The organism is Microbacterium sp. STRO-2N, assembly GCF_057747775.1.
The window spans coordinates 3,303,116-3,323,694 of record NZ_CM173223.1 but is presented as its reverse complement, the minus strand read 5'-3'; the positions used below and the strand labels follow the sequence as shown (position 1 = coordinate 3,323,694).

The 20,579-nt window shown below is 70.3% G+C and carries 20 protein-coding genes and 1 tRNA gene; 11 read left to right on the top strand and 10 right to left on the bottom strand.

The genetic code is table 11. The features are described from left to right. Together AC3ANN_RS15300 and AC3ANN_RS15295 are read right to left on the bottom strand one after the other, a co-directional pair. Positions 1-918, bottom strand: a complete 918-nt coding sequence (locus AC3ANN_RS15300) for a BadF/BadG/BcrA/BcrD ATPase family protein (RefSeq protein ID WP_488338244.1) — start codon at positions 916-918, stop codon at positions 1-3. After that, on the bottom strand, positions 915-1,661 hold the full coding sequence (locus AC3ANN_RS15295; protein WP_488338243.1) for a GntR family transcriptional regulator: 747 nt from the start codon (positions 1,659-1,661) through the stop codon (positions 915-917). Before AC3ANN_RS15295 ends, AC3ANN_RS15300 begins: the two co-directional genes overlap by 4 nt. 246 nt (positions 1,662-1,907) lie before the next feature. Here AC3ANN_RS15295 and AC3ANN_RS15290 point away from each other — a divergent pair, with 246 nt between their 5' ends. Then, positions 1,908-2,498: a GNAT family N-acetyltransferase gene (locus AC3ANN_RS15290; protein ID WP_488338242.1), complete on the top strand. Its 591-nt coding sequence runs from the start codon at positions 1,908-1,910 to the stop codon at positions 2,496-2,498. A 40-nt stretch (positions 2,499-2,538) separates the two neighbouring features. Then, the gene (locus AC3ANN_RS15285; RefSeq protein WP_488338241.1) at positions 2,539-3,042 is read left to right on the top strand and encodes an amino-acid N-acetyltransferase; all 504 of its coding nucleotides are present in this window, start codon (positions 2,539-2,541) and stop codon (positions 3,040-3,042) included. A gap of 33 nt (positions 3,043-3,075) precedes the next feature. Here the strand turns inward: AC3ANN_RS15285 and AC3ANN_RS15280 are convergent, their stop codons facing one another. Next, entirely contained in the window at positions 3,076-3,426 is a 351-nt protein-coding gene (locus AC3ANN_RS15280; protein WP_488338240.1) for a TFIIB-type zinc ribbon-containing protein, read from the bottom strand. 116 nt (positions 3,427-3,542) lie between these two features. Between AC3ANN_RS15280 and AC3ANN_RS15275 the strand changes: the two genes are divergently transcribed. Beyond that, positions 3,543-4,238 carry a hypothetical protein gene (locus AC3ANN_RS15275; RefSeq protein ID WP_488338239.1) on the top strand — a complete coding sequence of 232 codons (696 nt, stop codon included), beginning with the start codon at positions 3,543-3,545 and terminating at the stop codon, positions 4,236-4,238. Positions 4,239-4,526: 288 nt separating this feature from the next. Here AC3ANN_RS15275 and AC3ANN_RS15270 read toward each other — a convergent pair whose 3' ends face one another. Then, positions 4,527-6,119, bottom strand: a complete 1,593-nt coding sequence (locus AC3ANN_RS15270) for an amino acid permease (RefSeq protein WP_488338238.1) — start codon at positions 6,117-6,119, stop codon at positions 4,527-4,529. 186 nt (positions 6,120-6,305) lie between these two features. Between AC3ANN_RS15270 and AC3ANN_RS15265 the strand changes: the two genes are divergently transcribed. From AC3ANN_RS15265 to AC3ANN_RS15245, 5 genes are all read left to right on the top strand, one after another. Continuing rightward, positions 6,306-7,661 carry a glutamine synthetase family protein gene (locus AC3ANN_RS15265; protein WP_488338237.1) on the top strand — a complete coding sequence of 452 codons (1,356 nt, stop codon included), beginning with the start codon at positions 6,306-6,308 and terminating at the stop codon, positions 7,659-7,661. Beyond that, positions 7,642-8,412, top strand: coding sequence for a gamma-glutamyl-gamma-aminobutyrate hydrolase family protein (locus AC3ANN_RS15260; RefSeq protein ID WP_488338236.1), 771 nt, complete (start codon positions 7,642-7,644; stop codon positions 8,410-8,412). The genes AC3ANN_RS15265 and AC3ANN_RS15260 overlap by 20 nt, the downstream gene beginning before the upstream one ends. Next, entirely contained in the window at positions 8,409-9,764 is a 1,356-nt protein-coding gene (locus AC3ANN_RS15255; protein ID WP_488338235.1) for an aldehyde dehydrogenase family protein, read from the top strand. The genes AC3ANN_RS15260 and AC3ANN_RS15255 overlap by 4 nt, the downstream gene beginning before the upstream one ends. Before the next feature lie 11 nt (positions 9,765-9,775). Beyond that, positions 9,776-10,549, top strand: coding sequence for a 3-oxoacyl-ACP reductase (locus tag AC3ANN_RS15250; RefSeq protein WP_488338234.1), 774 nt, complete (start codon positions 9,776-9,778; stop codon positions 10,547-10,549). 117 nt (positions 10,550-10,666) lie between these two features. Then, a complete protein-coding gene (locus AC3ANN_RS15245; protein WP_488338233.1) occupies positions 10,667-11,383 on the top strand; it encodes a FadR/GntR family transcriptional regulator in 717 nt (238 codons plus the stop codon). A 4-nt stretch (positions 11,384-11,387) separates the two neighbouring features. Here the strand turns inward: AC3ANN_RS15245 and AC3ANN_RS15240 are convergent, their stop codons facing one another. Then, positions 11,388-12,593, bottom strand: a complete 1,206-nt coding sequence (locus AC3ANN_RS15240; protein ID WP_488338232.1) for an NAD(P)/FAD-dependent oxidoreductase — start codon at positions 12,591-12,593, stop codon at positions 11,388-11,390. 103 nt (positions 12,594-12,696) lie between these two features. On the opposite strand from AC3ANN_RS15240, the gene AC3ANN_RS15235 reads away from it, so the two are divergent. Further along, positions 12,697-13,104 carry a dehydrogenase gene (locus AC3ANN_RS15235; RefSeq protein WP_488338231.1) on the top strand — a complete coding sequence of 136 codons (408 nt, stop codon included), beginning with the start codon at positions 12,697-12,699 and terminating at the stop codon, positions 13,102-13,104. Positions 13,105-13,346: 242 nt separating this feature from the next. On the opposite strand, the gene radA is transcribed toward AC3ANN_RS15235, so the two are convergent. The 3 genes from radA to AC3ANN_RS15220 form a co-directional block, all read right to left on the bottom strand. Then, positions 13,347-14,717 (bottom strand): DNA repair protein RadA, encoded by a 1,371-nt coding sequence (gene radA, locus AC3ANN_RS15230; protein ID WP_488338230.1) that lies wholly within the window; start codon positions 14,715-14,717, stop codon positions 13,347-13,349. Positions 14,718-14,804: 87 nt separating this feature from the next. Continuing rightward, positions 14,805-15,938 (bottom strand): serine hydrolase domain-containing protein, encoded by a 1,134-nt coding sequence (locus tag AC3ANN_RS15225; RefSeq protein ID WP_488338229.1) that lies wholly within the window; start codon positions 15,936-15,938, stop codon positions 14,805-14,807. Between the two features lie 207 nt (positions 15,939-16,145). Then, entirely contained in the window at positions 16,146-17,099 is a 954-nt protein-coding gene (locus AC3ANN_RS15220) for an L-lactate dehydrogenase (protein ID WP_488338228.1), read from the bottom strand. A 109-nt stretch (positions 17,100-17,208) separates the two neighbouring features. Here AC3ANN_RS15220 and AC3ANN_RS15215 point away from each other — a divergent pair, with 109 nt between their 5' ends. Together AC3ANN_RS15215 and AC3ANN_RS15210 are read left to right on the top strand one after the other, a co-directional pair. Continuing rightward, a complete protein-coding gene (locus tag AC3ANN_RS15215) occupies positions 17,209-18,075 on the top strand; it encodes a class II glutamine amidotransferase (protein WP_488338227.1) in 867 nt (288 codons plus the stop codon). Between the two features lie 76 nt (positions 18,076-18,151). Then, positions 18,152-18,242, top strand: a tRNA-Ser gene (locus tag AC3ANN_RS15210). A 442-nt stretch (positions 18,243-18,684) separates the two neighbouring features. On the opposite strand, the gene AC3ANN_RS15205 is transcribed toward AC3ANN_RS15210, so the two are convergent. Both AC3ANN_RS15205 and AC3ANN_RS15200 read right to left on the bottom strand, forming a co-directional pair. Further along, positions 18,685-19,353 carry a response regulator gene (locus AC3ANN_RS15205; protein ID WP_488338226.1) on the bottom strand — a complete coding sequence of 223 codons (669 nt, stop codon included), beginning with the start codon at positions 19,351-19,353 and terminating at the stop codon, positions 18,685-18,687. Next, entirely contained in the window at positions 19,350-20,510 is a 1,161-nt protein-coding gene (locus AC3ANN_RS15200) for a sensor histidine kinase (protein ID WP_488338225.1), read from the bottom strand. Before AC3ANN_RS15200 ends, AC3ANN_RS15205 begins: the two co-directional genes overlap by 4 nt. Positions 20,511-20,579 lie beyond the last annotated feature (69 nt).

The window sequence follows — 20,579 nt, the reverse complement described above, 5'->3', positions numbered from 1 at the left end:
TCAGCCTCTCGTCCACACGTGTACGGCCGTGCCGTACGCGGAGGCGTCGAGCGCGATTCGCTCGGCGCCGTCGATGCCCCCACCGAGCGGCGGCTCGAGATCGACCCGGTCGCCGAGACGGCGCAGTGCCTCATCGAGCTCCGGGCTCAGCTCTTGAGCCAGCCGGCCCACGACGGCCAGCGGCGTGCCGTCTTCGGAGCCGGCGGCGACCCACGCGGCTTCGACGCTCGCAGTCAGCTCCGCAACAGCACGGTCGAGGACCTCCCGTGCGGCGGGATCCTCCTGTCGGCCGGCGCGGATGACGGCCGGCGCGAACCGGGCGATCTCGTCGACGGCACGGGGATCGGCGTGGAGCCGTATGTGCACCGTGCTGAGGTCGCCGAAGGCGACTTCGGCGGACGCCTGCAGACTCGTCGGGATGCCGCGGCCCTCGACCGCGCGGAGGGCGGCCGCGAGGCCCGCGCGACCGATCCAGAACGCACCGCCCTCATCTCCGAGCAGGTAGCCGTGGCCTCCGATGAACGTGGCTCCGCCGGTCCGCGCGCGCGCGACGCAGGCGACGCCCGTGCCGACTGCGAGCACGACGCCCCATCCGCCACCGAGGGCGCCCGCGTGGCTCGTGATGCCGTCATCGCAGATCAGCACGCGTTCGGCCCCCGTTGCGGCAACGAGCTGCGCGAGGCGGTCGCGCTCGCCCGCTCCTTCTGGAACGGTCGTCAGGCCGAGGACCGCGGTGCGCGTTGCCGGTGCGCCGGCCGCTCGCCAGGCCGCGATGATCGCGTCGGCGGTCGCGGCGACGGTGTCGGCCCGGCCCCAGCTCACTCCCGGCGCATCGCCGACCGCTCCGCTCGAATGGCGGACGCGCACGGTCGACTGACCGCCGTCGACGGCCAGGACGGCATCGGGCCGGCCGGTCACGACGCCACCTCGCCGCGGTCGAATGTCGCGGGGCTGCCCGTCACCTCGGCGCGGAGCTGGTACTTGTCGCCTCGGTACAGGCATGAGGCGAGCATGACGACGCGCCCGGCTCGGTCGGCGTCCACCATTCGGAGGCGGAGGCAGGCCTGCGTCTCGTCGATCTCGAGCAACGCGCGCGAACGCTCGTCGGCGAGCGTCGGCTCGATGACGACGCTTGCGGCGTTCGCGACGATCTTGTAGCGCGTGGCGAGGACGTCGTAGAGCGAGCCCTCGAGGTCGGCCGCCGTCAGGTGCGGCGCAAACGACACAGGGATCCGCACGTTCTCGATGGCCATAGGCTCGTCGCTGCCGAGCCGCAGCCGGCTGAAGGAGAAGACGGGGGAGCCCGTCGGAATCTGCAGCCGCCCGGCGAGGGCGACGTCGGCCTCGATGGTCTTGAACTCGAGAACGCGTGCCGAGGGGACCAGACCGCGAGAGCGCATGTCCTGCGAGAACGAGGTCAAGCCGAGCATTCGGAGGACGGGCCGGAACGCGACGAAGGTGCCCGAGCCATGGCGGCGCTCCAGGAGTCCCTCGGCGACCAGAGAGTCGACAGCGGCTCTGAGCGTCATGCGTGCGACTCCCCACTCCGCTGCGAGCTCGCGTTCGCCGGGCAGTCGCGTGCCGGCACGGGAGTCGCTGACGAGCTCACGCAGCCGTCCGCGGAGCAGCTCGCGCGTCGTCACCTTCGAGTTGGGGATCACGGCACTGAGTAGAACTCAAGGTGCTCCACTTCGCAAGTCGTGATTAGACCACTTCATCACGTTGTGATCACGGGTGGCTACACAACCGGTTCGCGTTCTGACGCGCATATTCTTACGCGGACTGGTGTGCCGCGGGCTCATCGGAGATACCAGCTGCGGACCTGGGGATGGGTCAGAGTCTAGACCACTTGGATCTGATCGAGCCGCCCTTCGATGCCCTCGCGGCGCATGGATATCCTCGGACTCATGCTCGTGCGACCTGCCCGCCTCGACGACCTTCCCGCCGTGTACGCGATCTGCGACGAGCTCGGCATGCCTGCCGAGGGGGAGCGGCGGACCCGCGAGCTGCTCGGGCACGTGTACGCAGGGCCGTATGTCGTCGGGCCGAAGACGCGCTCGGTCGTCGTGGTGGACGACCTCGGAGTTGCGGGGTACCTGCTGTGCGCGACCGACACCTCTGCCTTCACGCGCTGGTGCGAATCATCGTGGTGGCCCGGGCTGCGTTCGGACTATCCGCGTGTGCTCGCCGGGCGCTCGCGCGCGGATCAGGAGGTGGTCGATCTGATCCACTCACCGCCCGTCGCGTCTGCACGCGTGGCAGCGCAGTTCCCTGCTCACCTTCACATCGATCTGCTTCCCCGTGTTCGCGGAGGCGGACTCGGCAGCCGCCTCATCCGCGAGCTGCTCGTCGATCTTTCGCGCCGTGGCATCCCAGGGATCCATCTCGATGTCGGCGCCGACAACGCGCGTGCCATCGCGCTGTACTCTCGCCTCGGCTTCGTCGAACTCGAGCGCGGTGTCGACTCGGTGTTCATGGGAAGGCGCACCGCGCTGTGACAGTCGCGTGAGGGCGGCGGCGCGCCCCTAGGCTGAATGCGTGGCAGAGTTCACCGTCCGGCCGGCGCGCACGCGCGACGTCCGTGGAATCCAGGCGATGCTCGAGCCGTTCGTGCAGCGGCGCATCCTGCTCGGCAAGGATCTCGTCGTGCTGTACGAGGCGACGCAGCAGTTCGTGGTCGCGGAGGACGCGAACGGGAACCTGATCGGCTGCGGCGCCCTCCACGTCATGTGGGAGGATCTGGGCGAGATCCGCACGCTCATCGTCGTCGACGGCTGGCTGCATCACGGCGTGGGTCGAGCGATCGTCGAGGCCCTCGAAGACAACGCGCGCACGCTCGGTCTCTCGCGGCTGTTCTGCCTGACGTTCGAGGTCGACTTCTTCACGCGCCGCGGCTTCGCGCCGATCGGCGAGCAGGTGGTCGATCCGGACGTCTACTCGCAGCTGATCCGTTCGCCTGACGAGGGTGTCGCCGAGTTCCTGGATCTCGCGCACGTGAAGCCGAACACGCTCGGCAACACGCGCATGCTCAAGCAGCTCTGACGGGCAGGCGGGCCCGACCGAGAGGGGGCGCGCTCAGTCGAACAGCTCGCTGAGCCAGTGCTCCTTCTTCTTCTTGCGGTGGTAGCCCTGGTCGTAGCCCGGCTGGCTGTACCGCGGGTCGTAGGACTGCGGCGCGGGGTAGCGCGGATCGGGCTGGCGGTAGTCGGGCTGCCCGCCGTATGCAGGCGCAGCGGGTGCGGCAGGCGCAGCGGGCGCGGCCGGCGCGGCGGCGGGGGCGGCTCCGGCTTCGCGCGCGGCACGCTCGAGGATCTTGTCGAGTTCGCCGCGGTCGAGCCACACGCCGCGGCACGTCGGGCAGTAGTCGATCTCGACGCCGGAGCGCTCGCTCATGACGAGCACGGAACCATCGGTGGGGCACTTCATGGGGTCCTCCTGGGGGTCGGTCCGACAATAGCGAGTCGGGCCTCCCGTCGGCTGGGAGACAGCCCGTCCGGGCGCGCCGACAGGGAACGACGGATGCCGCGGCCTACCCTGGTCTCATGACCGGCACGTCCGTACGCCGACGCCACTCCCCGGCGGTGTATCGCCGTCGGCGCCTCGTGCTGCTGCTCGCGGTGCTCGCCGTCGCAGCGATCGTTTGGCTGCTGATCGCGCGGCCCTGGGCCGGAGCGGCGACCGAGAAGCCCGCCGACGAGAATCCGGCGTCGCAGAGCACGGCCGATTCGCTGCCCGTGCCGTCGGGCGGGACGCCGAACCCGACGGCGACCGGCGCCGCGGACGGCACGACTGAGGGCACCACGACCGAGACGCCGTCACCCACGCCGACCGCGCAGCCCTGCGCCGCGGGCGATGTCACCGTCGAAGCGGTCACGAGCCAGGACTCGTACACCGGCAGTGAGAATCCGCAGTTCTTCATCAAGCTCACCAACAACGGAGCCGACTGCACCCTCAACGTCGGCACGAGCGCCCAGTCGTACGCGGTCATGAGCGGCAGCGACGTGTGGTGGCGCTCGACGGACTGCCAGAGCGAGCCCAGCGACATGGTCGTGCTGCTGGGCGCGGGGCAGACGGTCTCGAGCGCCGCTCCGCTCACCTGGGATCGCACCCGCTCGTCCGTCGACACGTGCGCCGACCAGACTCGAGCCCTGGCTCCGGGCGGCGGCGCCTCGTACCACCTGTCGGTCGAGATCGGCGGCATCCCATCGGCCCAGTCGAAGCAGTTCCTGCTCTACTGAGGCCCGCACGAGCCTGCGACGCCCGCGGGGACGCGGCATCCTTGTCCCCCGAAGGGGGGACAGACGCCCGCGATGCACCGGCGTATCGTGGGCCTCAGCTCCCGCGGAAGCAGACTCGAAAAGCCTGTCCCCAACAGTTGTCTCGGCCCCAGCGAGCGCCTTTCTGAGTCTGCGCGGTGAGCGATGGGCCCTCTCGAGCCGCCCTCGGGCAGCGCGAGGGGGCCGTGCGTGCGAAGAGCGAGGCCGAGCCGCCTCCCCAGCACACCTCGGCCTCGCTACCTCCGCGCTTCAGGACTTGTCGTCTCCGAACACCTGGGTCTCCATCACGTCGTAGCCCTCCGCCTGCGGGTCGCCGTGGACGCCGCCCGAGATGGCGTACTCCTCCTCGGGCGACAGCACGAGCCGGTGCCGGAAGACGAGCGCGAAGCCGACGAGGATGATCACATATACGACCGCGATCGCCACGATCGCAGGCTGGAACGCCTCGTTGAGCAGGAAGCCGACGAAGATGAGCAGGGCGATCCCGGCGGCGATGACCGCCCCGGTGATGCCCCATGGGCTGCGGTACGGACGGTCCACGTTCGGGAACTTCTTGCGCAGGATGATGAACGACACCATCTGCAGGAAGTAGGCGAGCACCGCACCCCACACCGCGATGTTGAGAACGATCGCGCCCGCGACCGCGCCCGCGTTGTCGGGGTCGATGTTCGCCAGGACATCGAGCACGAGCAGTGCGACGAAGCCGATCACCGCGCCGACGACGAGCGCGACCCACGGCGTCTTGCGCTTGCCGGTGAGCGACAGGAACTGCGGGTAATACCCGGCGCGCGACAGCGAGTACATGTTGCGGCCGTACGCGAACATGATGCCCTGCAACGACGCGAGGAGGCCGACGAGGGCGAAGAGCGCGAGCACGGCCGCGAGCCCGTCGCCGACGATGGCGCGGAAGCCGTCGAGCAGCGGCTCGGCCGCCACCCCGGTCGCCTCCGCACCGAGCACGCCGGTGTTCAGGAACAGCACCAGCAGGCCGGTGACGATGAGCGTTCCACGTGCCCAGAATCCGGCACGCGGGATGTCGCGCACCGGGTCGTGCGACTCCTCCGCGGCGAGCGGCAGCTCCTCGATCCCGAGGAAGAACCACATCGCGAACGGCAGTGCGAACAGGATCGGCAGCACGCCGTGCGGCAGGAACTCGGTCTGGCCCGGATCGGGGACGATGTCCCACAGGTTCGCCCACTGGAAGGCGCCCGAGAACAGCGCCATCGCCGAGAACACCAGGATGATCGCGATCGAGATGACGGAGACGACGATCGCGAACTTGAACGAGATGCTGGCGCCCGCCGCGTTGAGCGCGATGAAGACGGCGTAGAGGATGACCCACCACACCCATCCGGGCAGCGACACCCCGAGCAGTTCGGAGGTGATCGCGTCGGCGTAGGACGCCGAGAAGAAGACGATGACCGCGGTGGTCGCCACATACTCGATCGTCTCGGCCGCGCCGGTGATGAGGCCGCCCCATGGCCCCATCGCGGAGCGGGCGAACGAGTACGCGCCCCCCGTGTGCGGCATCGCCGCGGCCATCTCGCCGATCGAGAAGATCATCCCGTAGTACATCGCCACGAGGATGACGAAGGCGATGAGCATGCCGCCGAAGCCGGCGAAGTCGATGCCGAAGTTCCAGCCCGAGAAGTCGCCCGAGATGACGGCGGCGACGGCGAGCCCCCACAGCCCCCATACTCCCGCCGCGCGCTTGAGCCCGCGCTTTTCGAAGTAGTCCTGGCCGGCACGCGTATAGGTCGCTCCGGCGACCTTGGCGGAGCTCTCGCTCGACGCCCTGGCGGCGCGGTCCGGGGATGGTGTTGCACTGCTCGTGTGGGACATCGGTCCTCCGTGGCTTCGGATACGGACGTGCACTCGGGTGGCGCGACGATGCGCCTTCGCCGATTGTGATGCCTATTGGTGGGCTGTGTCTACCTTTGTGTGCGATTTTCTGGTTAGAGTGATCCCGTGAGCGCGGTTCGGGGGGACCGCGCTCACGACTCTGATGACGGCGCACGAGGAGGACGGATGCCGGGCAACCTCTCGGTCGATCAGCTCGACGCGGCGATCGCCGCCGGTGAGATCGACACCGTCATCGTGGCCTTCCCCGACGCGCAGGGCCGGCTCGTCGGCAAGCGCGTGTCAGCGCGGCTCTTCCAGGAGGAGGTGCTGCCGCACGGTGCAGAGGCCTGCAACTACCTGCTCTCGGTCGATGTCGACATGAACACGGTCGACGGCTACGCGATGTCGAGCTGGGAGACCGGCTACGGCGACATGATGCTCCGTCCCGATCCGGCGACGCTGCGCCTCGTGCCGTGGCATCCGGGGTCGGCTCTGGTGATGGCCGACCTCACGTGGGAGAACGGCGACCCGGTCGCACAGTCGCCGCGCGACATCCTCAACCGCCAGCGCGCACGTCTCGCCGGCCGCGGTCTCGTGCCGTACGCCGGCACCGAGCTCGAGTTCATCGTCTTCGACGACACGTATCGGGACGCCTGGGCCAAGGGCTACCGCGGACTCACGCCGTCGACCGACTACAACGTCGACTACGACCTGCTCGCGTCCGGGCGGCTCGAGCCCCTGCTGCGTGACATCCGCCTCTCGATGGACGGCGCAGGCCTCTACACCGAAGGCGTCAAGGGTGAGTGCAACCTGGGCCAGCAGGAGATCGCCTTCCGCTATGCCGAGGCGCTCGAGACCGCCGACCAGCACGTCATCTACAAGGCCGGTGCGAAGACCATCGCCGGTCATCACGGCAAGTCGCTGACGTTCATGGCCAAGTTCAACGAGCGCGAGGGCAGCAGCTGCCACATCCACCTCTCTGTCCGGTCGGAGGACGGCGAGCCGGTGATGGCGGGCGATGGCCCGCACGGCTTCAGCCCGCTCATGGAGCACTGGATCGCCGGCATCCTCGCGACGCTGCGCGAGTTCACGCTTCTGTACGCGCCGACCATCAACTCCTACAAGCGCTTCGCGAAGGGCTCGTTCGCGCCGACGGGGATCGCATGGGGGCTCGACAACCGCACGTGCGCGCTGCGCGTCATCGGGCGCGGTCAGTCGCTGCGCGTCGAGAACCGGGTGCCGGGCGGCGACGTCAACCCGTACCTGGGCATCGCGGCGATCATCGCCGGCGGTCTGCACGGCATCGAGCACGAGCTGCCGCTGCCTGACCGGCTCGAGGGCAATGCGTATACGTCCGGCGTCGACCACCTGCCCACGACGCTGCGCGACGCCGCGCGGCTCTTCGACGAGTCGGCCATCGCCCGCGCAGCCTTCGGCGACGACATGGTCGAGCACTATCTGAACCAGGCGCGCATCGAGGTCGAGGCCTTCGACGCCGCCGTGACCGATTGGGAGAGGGTCCGTGGCTTCGAGCGGCTCTGACCCGGCGACCGGCATGCGGCGCCCCGTCATCGGTCTGACGACGTACCTCGAGCAGGCGAAGCAGGGCGTGTGGGACGTGCGTGCCGCGTTCCTGCCCCAGCAGTACTTCGACTCCGTCACGGCCTCGGGCGGCATCGCCGTGCTCCTGCCGCCCCAGCCCGATCCGGACCTCGCGGCGGCCGCGGTGCTCGATGGCCTCGACGGGCTCATCCTCACCGGCGGGCTCGACGTCGACCCGGCGCTGTACGGCGCGCAGCGGCATCCGCTCACCGACCCTGCCCGCCCCGACCGTGACGCGTGGGAGCTCGCCCTGTTCCGCGGCGCGGAAGAGCGACGGATGCCGGTGCTGGCGATCTGCCGCGGGCTCCAGCTCGTCAACGTGGCGCGCGGAGGCACGCTCCACCAGCACCTGCCTGAAGCGCTCGGCACCGACCGCTACCGGATCGGCGGCGGCGTCTTCGCGGTCAACGAGGTGCGGGTCGACGAGGGGTCCCGCCTCGCGGACCTCGTCGGCGCGGGCGGACTCGACGTGCACAGCTACCACCACCAGGGCGTCGACCGGCTCGGCGACGGCCTCGTCGCGACCGCGCGCACCGACGACGGCCTCGTGCAGGCGTTCGAGTCCGACGGCGACGGATACCTCGTCGGAGTGCAGTGGCACCCCGAGGAGAACCGCGAGGACCGCCGGCTGTTCGCGGGCCTCGTGGCCGAGGCATCCGTCTACGCGTCTCGAGGAGTCACCACGCCGTGAGCACGTTCACCCTGATCAATCCGGCGACCGCGCAGCCGATCCGTGAGGTGGCGCGCGCGGACGTGGCCGACGTCGACGCCGCCGTGGTGCGGGCCGTCGTCGCGCAGCGGGCATGGGCGGCTCTGCCGCCGGTCGCTCGGGCCGACGCGCTGCGCGCGTTCGCGCGCACAGTCGAGGCCCATGTCGAGGAGCTCGCGCAGCTCGAGGTGCTCAACTCGGGGCATCCGATCGGGTCCGCCCGATGGGAGGCGTCGCACGTCGCGCAGGTGCTGAACTTCTCCGCCGGCGCGCCGGAGCGGCTGAGCGGTCAGCAGATCCCGGTCGCGGGCGGGCTCGACGTCACATTCCACGAGCCGTACGGCGTCGTCGGCATCATCGTGCCGTGGAACTTCCCGATGACGATCGCGTCATGGGGCTTCGCGCCGGCGCTCGCGGCGGGCAACGCCGTCGTGCTGAAGCCGGCCGAGCTCACGCCGCTCACCGCAATGCGGCTCGGCGAGCTCGCGCGCGAAGCCGGGCTGCCCGACGGGCTCTTCGAGGTGGTCACCGGTTCGGGGTCGGTCGTCGGGCAGCGATTCGTGTCGCACCCCGACGTGCGCAAGGTCGTGTTCACCGGATCGACGTCGGTGGGCACGGATGTCGCGGCCGGCTGCGCGCGCGAGCTCAAGCCGGTGACGCTCGAGCTCGGCGGCAAGAGCGCCAACATCGTGTTCGCGGATGCCGACCTCGAGAAGGCCGCGGCCTCGGCGCCCGGCGCCGTCTTCGACAACGCCGGGCAGGACTGCTGCGCCCGCAGCCGCATCCTCGTCGAGCGGTCGGTGTACGACCGGTTCCTCGAGCTGCTCGAGCCGGCGGTGCAGGCGTGGCGTGTGGGTGACCCCGCAGACGAGGGCACCGAGATGGGACCGCTGATCTCGGCATCCCATCGCTCCACCGTGCAGGGTTTCCTCGACGGCGCGGACGTCGCCTTCCGCGGCTCCGCCCCCGATGGCGACGGGTACTGGTTCGCGCCGACCGTCGTGTTGGCCGAGCGTGGCGACCGCATCGCGCGCGAAGAGGTGTTCGGCCCCGTCGTGGCCGTGCTGCCCTTCGACGACGAGGCCGACGCGATCCGCCTCGCCAACGACACGATCTACGGGCTCGCCGGCTCGATCTGGACCGAGAACCTCGGTCGCGCCGTTCGCGTAGCCCGCGGGGTGAAGAGCGGCGTCCTGTCGGTGAACTCGCACTCGTCGGTGCGGTACTGGACGCCGTTCGGCGGCATGAAGGCGTCGGGACTCGGCCGTGAGCTCGGCCCCGACGCCGCCGAGCACTTCACCGAGACGAAGAACGTCTTCTTCGCGACGGACTGACAAGGAGAGACATGGATCTGACGGCGCGACTGAGGGACCGTGTGGCGGTCATCACCGGCGGTGCGTCCGGAATCGGCCTGGCCACCGCGAGGCGCTTCGCGGCGGAGGGCGCGAAGGTCGTCATCGCCGACCTCGACCCGGCGACCGGCGAGGCGGCGGCCGCCGAGGTGGGCGGCGTGTTCCGCCGCGTCGACGTCGCGGACGAGGCTCAGGTGAACGAGGTGTTCGACGGCGTCGCCGCCGAGTTCGGGCGCCTCGACATCGCGTTCAACAACGCCGGCATCTCGCCCGCCGACGACGACTCGATCGAGACGACCGAGCTGCCGGCGTGGGAGCGCGTGCAGGACGTCAACCTCAAGAGCGTGTACCTGTGCTCGCGCGCGGCGCTGCGGCACATGGTGTCGGCCGGCAAGGGCTCGATCATCAACACCGCGTCGTTCGTCGCGCTGCTGGGATCGGCGACATCGCAGATCTCGTACACCGCGTCGAAGGGCGGAGTGCTGGCGATGACCCGCGAGCTCGGCGTGCAGTTCGCGCGGCAGGGGATCCGCGTCAACGCCCTGTGCCCCGGGCCGGTCAACACGCCGCTCCTGCAGGAGCTGTTCGCGAAGGACCCCGAGCGCGCGCAGCGCCGTCTGGTGCATGTTCCGATGGGCCGTTTCGCCGAGCCCGAAGAGCTCGCGGCCGCCGTCGCGTTCCTCGCGTCGGACGACGCCTCATTCATCACGGCCACCGCGTTCGTCGTCGACGGCGGCATCACCAACGCCTATGTGACGCCGCTGTAAGGTCGCGATCGTGTGCGCAGCTCCTGAGTTCCCGGCGAGAGCGGGCTCGGCGAGCCCGTGCCGGGCCTCCGCTGTGCGGAACGTCAGGAGTTCTGTTCAGGTGAAGGTGGGTACCCCGTGACCGACGCGCCGCTGCACGAGGTGCGCAAGGCCGTGTACCGGCCGGTGCGCGAGGGCAATGCGCTCGAAGACACCGTCGCGCGGCTCGTGCAGACCATCCGGCTGGGGGTCGTCGCGCCGGGGGAGTCGCTGCCGTCCGAGCGGGAGCTCGCCGTGCTGTACGCGGTGAGCCGCGACACGGTGCGCGAGGCGATCCGCGAGCTCGCCGACACCGGATACCTGGTACGGCGGCGGGGACGCTACGGCGGCACGTTCGTCGCCGAGCCGCTGCCCGAGCCGCCGCATCCGCGCGAGGTCGACGCGTCCGACCTCGAAGACATTCTCGGCATGCGGCGGGTGCTCGAGGCGGGCGCCGCGCGTGCGGCTGCCGGACGGGCGCTCGACGCGGCCGCGCGCGACGATCTGTGGGCCCGGTACGAGGCGGCGGCCGCGGCATCCGAAGCCGACTACCGCCGTCTCGACACGCTGCTGCACCTGACGATCGCCGAGCTGTCCGGCATTCCGTCGCTCGTCGCGCTCGCCGCAGAGAACCGGGCCCGCGTGAACGAGTGGCTCGACACGTTCCCCCTGCTGCCGCGCAACATCGACCACTCCAACGCGCAGCACGAGCGGATCGTCACCGCCATCCTCGCGGGCCGACCGGATGCCGCCGAAGCGGCCGTGCTCGACCACCTCGCCGGGTCGGAGGCGCTGCTGCGCGGCTTCCTCGCGTAGGTGCTCAGGACAGCGCCGGCGCTCGGTAGGCCGAGGTGTGCGCGCGCTCGGCGCGCCCGGCATCCTTCACGAGCCAGCGGTGCGAGCCGGGCTTGCGCGCCTCGTGCGCGAGCTGTGACATCGGGCTCTTGCATGCCGCCTCCTTGAGACGTGCGCCGAGTGCGCCGCCCACGTACAGGGGCATCGCTGTGTCGTCGCCGTGTGCGAATTGGAACACCGCCGAGCGCCGGCCGAGACTGATGCACATCGCGGCGATCCCGCGGTCGAAGTCGCGAGGCTGCTTGCCCGCGATCCGGGCGAGGACGGTGTCGGCGGCGTGCGAGCCGAGCGGCAGCGCGGCCTGACAGCTCATGCGCAGCGGTGCCCGCGACGGTGATGCGGCATCGCCCGTCGCGACGATGCGTGCATCGTCGATGCTCGTCAGCGTGTCGTCGGTGACGAGGCGGCCCGCCGCGTCGGTGGTGAGCCCGCTCCGGCGAGCGAGGTCGGCGGCGCGGAAGCCCGCGGCCCAGATCGTCACGGCTGCCCGCACCTCGCGGCCGTCGGCGAGGCGCACGCCGTCGGGCGTCACCCCGGCTGCGGACCCGCCGGCTCCGCTGAGCACCGTGACACCGAGTGCCCTCAGCCTCTTCGCCACGGCGTTGCGTGCCGCAGAGCTCAGATACGGACCGAGTTCCTCGCCGCACACGAGCGTGACGGGTCGTCCGAGCTCGGCGAGCTCGGACGCCGCCTCGATGCCGAGCGGGCCGCCGCCGACCACGGCGACAGGAGACGTCAGCGGCGTGCGCTCGAGAACCCCGCGCAGATGCAGTGCCTGCTCGAGCGTGCCGAGCTGCAGCGCGAAATCGGCAGCGCCCGGCACGGTGGGCCGGCCGCCGCTGCTGCCCGCCGCGTAGACCAGTCGGTCGTACGCCAGCGCCGGGCCTTCCGCGAGCTCGAGCACGCGATTGCCGCGATCGATCCGCTCCACGGTGTCGACGACGAGCCGCACGCCCGGCGCGAGCACGTCGGAGAACTCGACGATCGCGTCGTCGGAGCCGCCGACCAGCTGGTGGAGGCGCACGCGCTCCACGAACGACTGACGCGAGTTGACGAGGGTCACGGCGACCGAGTCACGCCCGCTGAGGCGATTCGCCGCCATGACTCCGGAGTAGCCTCCGCCGATGACGACGACGTTCACAGGTGCCTTGCCTCCGGGGCTGCCGTTCATGATGACCTCCTGGGGTCTGTCTCTCGACATGAAGACACCACGCGCCCGGCCGATGTGACACCTGCCGGCGATCGCGCGCCGGGTTGCCCTCTAACCTGGTGGGATGGCGGGAAAGAAGCGCGCGAAGAAGCAGGAGCCCCTCGAGTTCCGCAACACGCAGCTGACCGACGCGCTGCAGACGCAGGACATGGCGGCGGTCGCGTTCGCCCTCCGGCACGGGCCCACGGTGGTGCCGCTCATGCGGCCGGGGGACCGTGACAATCCGCTCGACGTCGGCGAGGTCTGGACGTACCGGGACCCGAACACCGGAGACGTCGCGCTGCTCCTCTTCAGCGACGCGGCTCACAAGCCGGCGACCCTGCCGCCCGGCGTCGCGCTGCAGTCGCCGGCGTGGCTGCGGGCGTTCCTTGGTGCACACAAGCACGAGATCACGACGGTGTTCTTCGACATCGCGGGACCGCACCCGATGCAGGCGTCGCCCACCGACCTCATCGCAGCGCTCGACGCCTGACGCATCGACCGGCCGACGACCGTGCCGAGCCGCGCACACGGGTCGCGGCATCCGTCCACCACACGCGGGGTGCCGCCGTGCGGAATGTCGTCGACCTGTCGTACGCTCGCGGGGTGGAATTCCTCGTCGTCGGTATCGTTTGCGCCGCCGGGCTCGTGATCCCGATCGCCCTGGGCCTGGCCGACCCGCGTCGACGCCGTCCTCGCGGACGCTGAGCGGGCGCTCGGCCCTGGTTCCCGCCGTCAGAACTCGGGAACGTCGTCGCCGGGTGCGCCCTTGGCGCGTGCCTGCACGTCGGAGAGAGCCCCGCGCAGTCGGCCGGAGCGGTCGTCGATGAGGTCGCGGTAGCCGAGCCGGGCGGCCTCGCTGCGGCGCTGCGCAGCCTGCGTCACCGGTCGCACCTCTCCCGCGAGGCTGAGCTCGCCGACCGCGGCGATGTGCCGAGGGATCGACCAGCCCTTCACCGCGCCGGCGACCGCGAGTGCGATCGCGAGGTCTGCGGCGGGCTCGGTGAATCGCACGCCGCCGACCGTCGAGACGTAGACGTCCTTGTCGGACGTCGTGACGCCCGCGCGCTTCTCGAGCACCGCGAGGACTGTGGCCACGCGGGCAGCGTCGACGCCGTTGACGATCCGCCGCGGGTTCGGCGCCTTCGTGTCGATCGTCAGGGCCTGCACCTCGACCGGCATCGCGCGGCGGCCCTCCAGCGCGATCGAGACGCATGTGCCGGGCTCGCTGCTGCCGTGCCCCAGGAACAGCGCACTGGGATCGGGGACCTCGGCGATGCCGGCGCCGGTCATGTCGAAGCAACCGACCTCATCGGTCGGGCCGAAGCGGTTCTTGAGGGCCCGCACGAACCGCAGCGACGTCTGCCGGTCGCCCTCGAACTGACACACGACGTCGACGAGGTGCTCGAGGATGCGGGGCCCGGCGATCGAGCCGTCCTTCGTGACGTGGCCGACGACGATCGTCGGCAGCCCGCGGTCCTTCGCGACGCGGATGAGGGTCGCGGCGACCTCACGGACCTGCGACGGATGCCCCGCCATGCCTTCCGACAGCGCCGAGGACACGGTCTGGACCGAGTCGACGATGAGGAGGTCGGGCGAGACGTCGTCGACGTGCCCGAGGATCGTCGCGAGGTCGGTCTCGCTCGCGAGGTACAGCTCGTCGTGCAATGCGCCGGTGCGCTCGGCGCGCAGCCGCACCTGGGCGGTGGACTCCTCGGCGCTCGCGTACAGCACGCGCCGCCCGGCGCGGGCGGCCTGCGCCGCGACCTCGAGCAACAGCGTGGACTTTCCGACCCCCGGTTCGCCGGACAGCAGGATCGCGACGCCCGCGACGAGCCCGCCGCCGAGCACGCGGTCGAACTCCCCGACGCCGGTCGTGCGGCGCGGCGCGTCGGTCGTGTCGATGTGCGTGATGGGCCGCGCCGCGCGCCCCGCGCCCGGCGACACCGGCGTCACCGACCGCGTGATGCCGGTCTGCTCGGCGGCCTCGACCACGGTGCCCCACTGCTGGCATTCCCCGCAGCGCCCGACCCACTTGATCGTGGTCCAGCCGCACTCGGTGCAGCGATAGGGCGCGGTCTGCGTCGGGCGTCGGGCTGCGGCCATGACCTCACTGTACGGCGGGCGGACGACATTGCCTGACGACGGATGCCTCGAGCCGAGGCATCCGTCATCACCTCCTCGTGGCCGGTCTCAGCCGAGCGCCGCCGCGAGGGCCTCGAACACGGCGGGTGCCGGCACTTCGCCCGAGGCGAGCGGCACGTCGCTGTTCGCCACGACGACGATGGTGGTGTCGTCGTCGTAACTGTGGAAGACCGAGGTCGTGAATCCGGGGATCGTCCCGGAGTGTCCCCAGTAGCCATCGGCGCGCTCGCCCCAGCCGATGCCGTAGCCCGACTCGGCGTCGTTGGGCGGCGGCGACGAGAGGATGGAATCGCGGCGCACCTGCTGCGTCGCCGCGTCCAGGACGCCCTCGCCAGTGAAGAGGGCGTGCGCCCACAGGGTGAGATCATCAAGCGTCGAGATCACCTCGCCCGCGGTCGAGCCGAACGACGGGCTCCACTCCGTGGCGTCTTCGGCCGGGCCGGTCTCGTCACGCTGTTTCGTCATGCCCACCAGGTGCGGCTCGTCGATCGCGGGGGAGCCGTCGGGATACACCGTGTCGGTCATCCCCAGCGGCTTGAACAGCCGCTCGTCGAACACTTCTGCGATCGGCTGCTCGAGCACCTGTTCGATCACCATGCCCAGGAGCAGATAGTTCGTGTTCGAGTACTTCCAGATCTCGCCAGGCGCGCCGTCGACCGGCAGGGCCTTGGCGGAGTCGAGGAGCTCCTGAGGGGTGAAGACGTGGAAAGGATCGCCGAAGTAGGTCGCCTGCCAGCCGGGATCGAGCGAGTACGAGGGAATGCCGCTGGTCATGTCGGCGAGCTGCCGCAGCGTGGCCGCACCGTTGGGCGAGTCGGGCACGTACTGCGAGATCGGGTCGTCGAGCGAGACCAGGCCCTCCTCCACCAGCTGCAGCAGGATCGTCGCCGTCATGGTCTTGGTCAGACTGCCGATGCGTGTGTGGTCGTCGGGCGCCGGCGGCCTGTCGCCATCGGGAGCGGCTGCACCCGATGCCCCCGTCCAGGTGCCGTCGGCCGTGACGACGCGCGCGACCACACCGGCGAACTGGTCGCCACGGGTGTCATCGAGCGCCGCCTGCAATGCTGCCGCCGTGGCGGCGGGGAGCTCACCCCCCTCGGCCGCGGTTGGCGTCGACGTCGCCGCCGGTGCCGGGCCGGAGCATCCGGCCACCGCCATCGTCGCCGTCAGCGCGAACGCCACCGAGGCGAGACGGATGCCGGATGAAAGAGAATGTGTACGCACGAAGCCCCCCCGAGTCGCGAAATGCCCTCCGACGCTACCGGGCGCCTGCCGGCCGACACAAAGGACCTGGGTCCTCCGTCTGCTTCGGGTGGACTGCAGGTGCGGCGCTCGCCCACCGACATGCCCTGATGTCGACGGGCTCACGGACCCCCGGAGTCGAAGGACTCAGCGTCGCAGCGAGTCCGCGACCTGGCGCAGCGCGTCGGCCGATCGGTGGAAGAGATCGAGCTCGCGGGAATCGAACTGCGTCTCGCGCACCGGCACCGCCCCTGCGGCGCTCACGACCGACGGCACCGAGAGGGCCACGCCGTCGACGCCGTGGAAGTCGTGCAGCACGGGCGAGACCGGCATGACCGCGTGCTCGTCGCGGAGGATCGCCTCGATGATGCGGGCGCTCGACAGTCCGATCGCGTAGTTCGTGGCGCCCTTGCCCTGGATGACCTTGTAGGCGGCGTCGCGCACGTCGATCGCGATCTGGTCGAGCTCGTCGGCGGTCATGCTGTCGCCGCGCGGCGTCACCCACTCGAGGATCGGCACGGTGCCGATGGTCGCCTTCGACCACAGCGGGAACTCGGTGTCGCCGTGCTCGCCGACGATGTACGCGTGGACGCTGCCGGTCGAGACGCCGGCGCGTTCGGCGAGCTTCCATCGCAGGCGCGAGGTGTCGAGCACGGTACCCGAGGCGAAGATGCGCTCGGGTGGCAGGCCGGTCTCCTCCTGCGCGAGCACCGTCAGCACATCGCAGGGATTGGTGACGACGACGTAGATCGCGTCGGGGGCGGCCTCGAGCAGTCGCGGCATCATCTTCTTCATGATCCCGGCGTTGACGCCGGCGAGCTCGATGCGGGTCTGCCCCGGGTCCTGCTTCGCTCCCGCCGTGATCACCACGACGTGCGAGCCCTCGACCACCGACAGGTCGCTGCCGCCGGTGATGTCGCTGGAACCGGTGAACTGCGTGCCGTGCGCGAGGTCGAGCACCTCCGCCTCGACGCGTTCGGTGGCGATGTCGTACAGGGCGACGTGCCGTGCCGACCCGCGGATCAGCGCCGCATACGCCGTGCTCGAGCCGACGCTCCCGGCGCCGACGATGGTGACTTTCGAGTTCTCGATGACCGCCATGCAGCAAGTCTCGCAGGGCGACGGATGCCGCGGGTACTGCCGGGAGGGGTGCGGCCGCGATCGAGGCGCCCTACGATGACGGCAGTGCCGCCGCGCGGCGGCACGAGCGATGGGAGCTGCGATGTGCCGCTGGCTGGCCTACACGGGGGAGCCGCTGCAACCGGCCGCCCTCATCCTCGACGCGCAGCACTCTGTCGTCGCGATGTCGCAGAACTCGCCGCTGGGCGCGGAGACGGTCAACGGCGACGGGTTCGGCTTCGGCTGGTACCCGGTCGACGGCACGGGATCCGCGGATGCCCCAGGGTCGCGGCATCCGTTCGTCTTCCGGAGTATCGAGCCCGCGTGGAACGACCAGAACCTGCGCGAGATCAGCAGGGCCGTTCTCAGCCCGCTGTTCTTCGCGCACGTGCGCGCGGCCGCGGGCCCGCCGATCCAGCAGACCAATTGCCATCCGTTCCGCCACGACAACTGGCTGTTCATGCACAACGGGGCCATCTCGCAGTTCGGGCTCATCAAGCGCGACCTCGCACTCGCGGTCGACTCGGCGCTGTACTCGTCGATCCAGGGGACGACCGACACCGAGGTGCTGTTCCACCTCGCGCTCACATTCGGTCTCGCCGACGACCCCGTCGCCGCAGTGGGCGCGGCGATCCGTCGCGTCGAGGAGGCCGGTCACGCCGCGGGAGTGCAGTTCCCGATGCAGGGGACGATCGCCGTATCGGACGGCGAGACGCTGTGGGCGTTCCGGTACTCGTCGCAGGGGCGCTCGCGGTCGCTGTTCCACTCCGCCGACGTGCCCACCCTGCGCGCGATGTACCCCGACGCCGAGCGACTGTCGCTGTTCGGCGACCGGGCCCAGGTCGTCGTGTCGGAGCCGCTCAACGACCTCCCCGGCGTGTTCCTCGAGGTGCCGGAGTCCACCGTCGCGGTGCTCGATCCCGACGGGTACCACCACCAGGGGTTCCTGGCGGCGTGACCGCCCGCTCCGGGGCCGGTGCGACTATGGCGGGCCCGATTCGCGGCATCCGTCCGCGTGTCGTAAACTCGACGACGGTGACGTGTCCGAGCGGCCGAAGGTGCAACTCTCGAAAAGTTGTGTAGGGTAACCCCCTACCGTGGGTTCAAATCCCACCGTCACCGCCATTGTCGAAGCCCCGCGAACCCTTGGAAACACTGGGATCGCGGGGCCTCTTCTTTGCCCCGGAATCCGCCCGTGCCCACATCGTGCCCACAAACGAGGCGGATCGAGAATGATCGAGTCCGCTCGTGAGGCCTTCACCCTCCCGAGAAGCACACGGCGTTCGCACTAGTGTTCGAGCCGCGGATCACCGAACCCGATCCGAGCGCTACGGCTGGTCGAGGCTGTTCGTCCTTGCACGGTCAAGGGCGGACGAGACGCCGTCGAGGTCGTCGTCGAATAGGTCACTGTAGATGTCCAACGTGATCGCGGCGCTGGCCAACCCGCCCTTGGCCGCTGGCGGGTCGCGCTCGGGTGTATGGGTCACCTATCGGGTGAACAACGAGGCAGTCACGGACCTCTACCTCCGACTCGGCATAGCGATCGGCGAGTTCTAACCGCGCGCGGTCACGCCCGGCGGTCGAAGAGGCCACTGCGGTACGCGATGGCGACCAGCTGGCCGCGGTCCCGGGCGTGGAGCTTCATCATCGCGCGATTCAGGTGCGTTTTCACGGTGAGCGGGGAGATGAAGAGCCGCCTCGCGATCGTCGCGTTGTCGTCCCCTGTCGCCGCGGCGATCACGAGGTCACGCTCGCGCGGGGTGAGCGTTGACACGCGGGCGGCAATGTCGGGGTCGGGTTCGGGCATGGCCGGCTGGGTGGCGAGGTGGCTGACCACGGCTCGGGAGGCTCTCGGCGACAGAGCCGACTCGCCGGCCGCGGTGCGCATCACCGCGTCGATCAGATCCTCGGGCTCGGCGGACTTGCTGAGGAATCCGTCGGCACCGGCGCTGAGTGCGCTGACGACCTCAGTGTCGCCGTCGAACGTGGTGAGAATGAGGATGCGGACGGTTGCCAGCGTTGGATCGATGCGAATACGCCGCGTGGCTTCCACACCGTCGACGCCCGGCATCCGAAGGTCCATGAGTACGACCTGCGGCCGTACCGCGCGGATGAGCGAGAGCGCCGTAGCCCCGTCGGCCGCTTCGCCGACGACCCCGATCTCGGCCGATTCCAGAACGCTCCGCAAACCGGCGCGGATCATCGCCTGATCGTCCGCAAGCGCCACAGTGATCATGCGGAAGCCTCCTCACGTTGGTGGGGGTGCAGCGGAAGCGTCGCTACGACGACGAATACGGTTCCCTTCGCTTGCGCTTGCAGCGATCCGTGGACGCTGGCCGCACGCTCGCGCATGCCGAGCAGGCCGAATCCGTCGCCTGGAGCGTGATCCGGCGCGAGCGGATTCGTGACCGTGACGTGCAGGTCGTCGTCTGCAGGCTCGATGGTGATCTCGATCGGGTCGGTGCCGTGCTTGCGGGCGTTGGTCAGCGATTCCTGCACGATGCGGTACACCGCGACGCTGACGGAGCGGTCGAGGTCCGCCGGTGCCGCGTTGCGAAGCGTCACTTGCGCGCCGGCGGCCCGGGCCGTCGAGACGAGTGCGTCGAGTGACTCCATCCCGGCTACGGCCTCGGTCGCGTCGGCCGGGTCGTGACCGCGGAGCACCGTCAAGATGTCCTGAAGCTCGTCGATCACCATGCGCGCCGACGTTCGCACCTGCCGCAGTGAAGCCCGCGCTCGCTCGGGGTCACGCTCGAGGGAACGCTCGGCGGCTCCCGCGTGTACCGAGATGATCGAGACGCTGTGGGCGACGGAATCATGCAGATCCCGGGCGATCCGCAATCGTTCGGCGCCGACGTGACGGAGCACCTCGCTGTCTCGAAACGCGACCGCTGAACGCGCCTGTGCCTCGAGTGCACGGACGTAGTCGTCATTGGCGCGGAGCGCCAGACCGGCGGCGATCACGGCGGCGGTCCACACCGGAAGAATCAGTGCCACCGCCTCGTAGGGCTGCACCCGAAAGACGACCACGGCACCCACATAGAGGAGCGCAGCGTGCACGGCACCCGCCGTCAGGACGGCGGGACGCGGACCGCGGAGCGCAAGCGTGAACAGCACGACCTCGGCGAGCACCCAGATCGGAACGGCTGCCGACGGGTCGAGGAGCACGAGTCCGCTGGCGAGGATCGCCGCCGCGGCGGAGGGCACCGGCATCCGTCGTCGAAGCACCACGGCAGCACCGGCCAGCACGAGGATCGGCAGCGTGATCCACGAACCCGTGGTCACGATCCGCACCAGTTCGATGGCGCCGGCGATCGTGGCTGCCACGTCCAGCAGCAGTTCCCACAGACTGAGGCGGGCTGCACGCCCGGGCGTCCGTGGTGACGTGCTCATGCGCACGATTCTCCCATCGGTCATCTGTGCGCCCGCCAGGGCGGGGCTCGGGCAGCGCTCCGGTGGCCG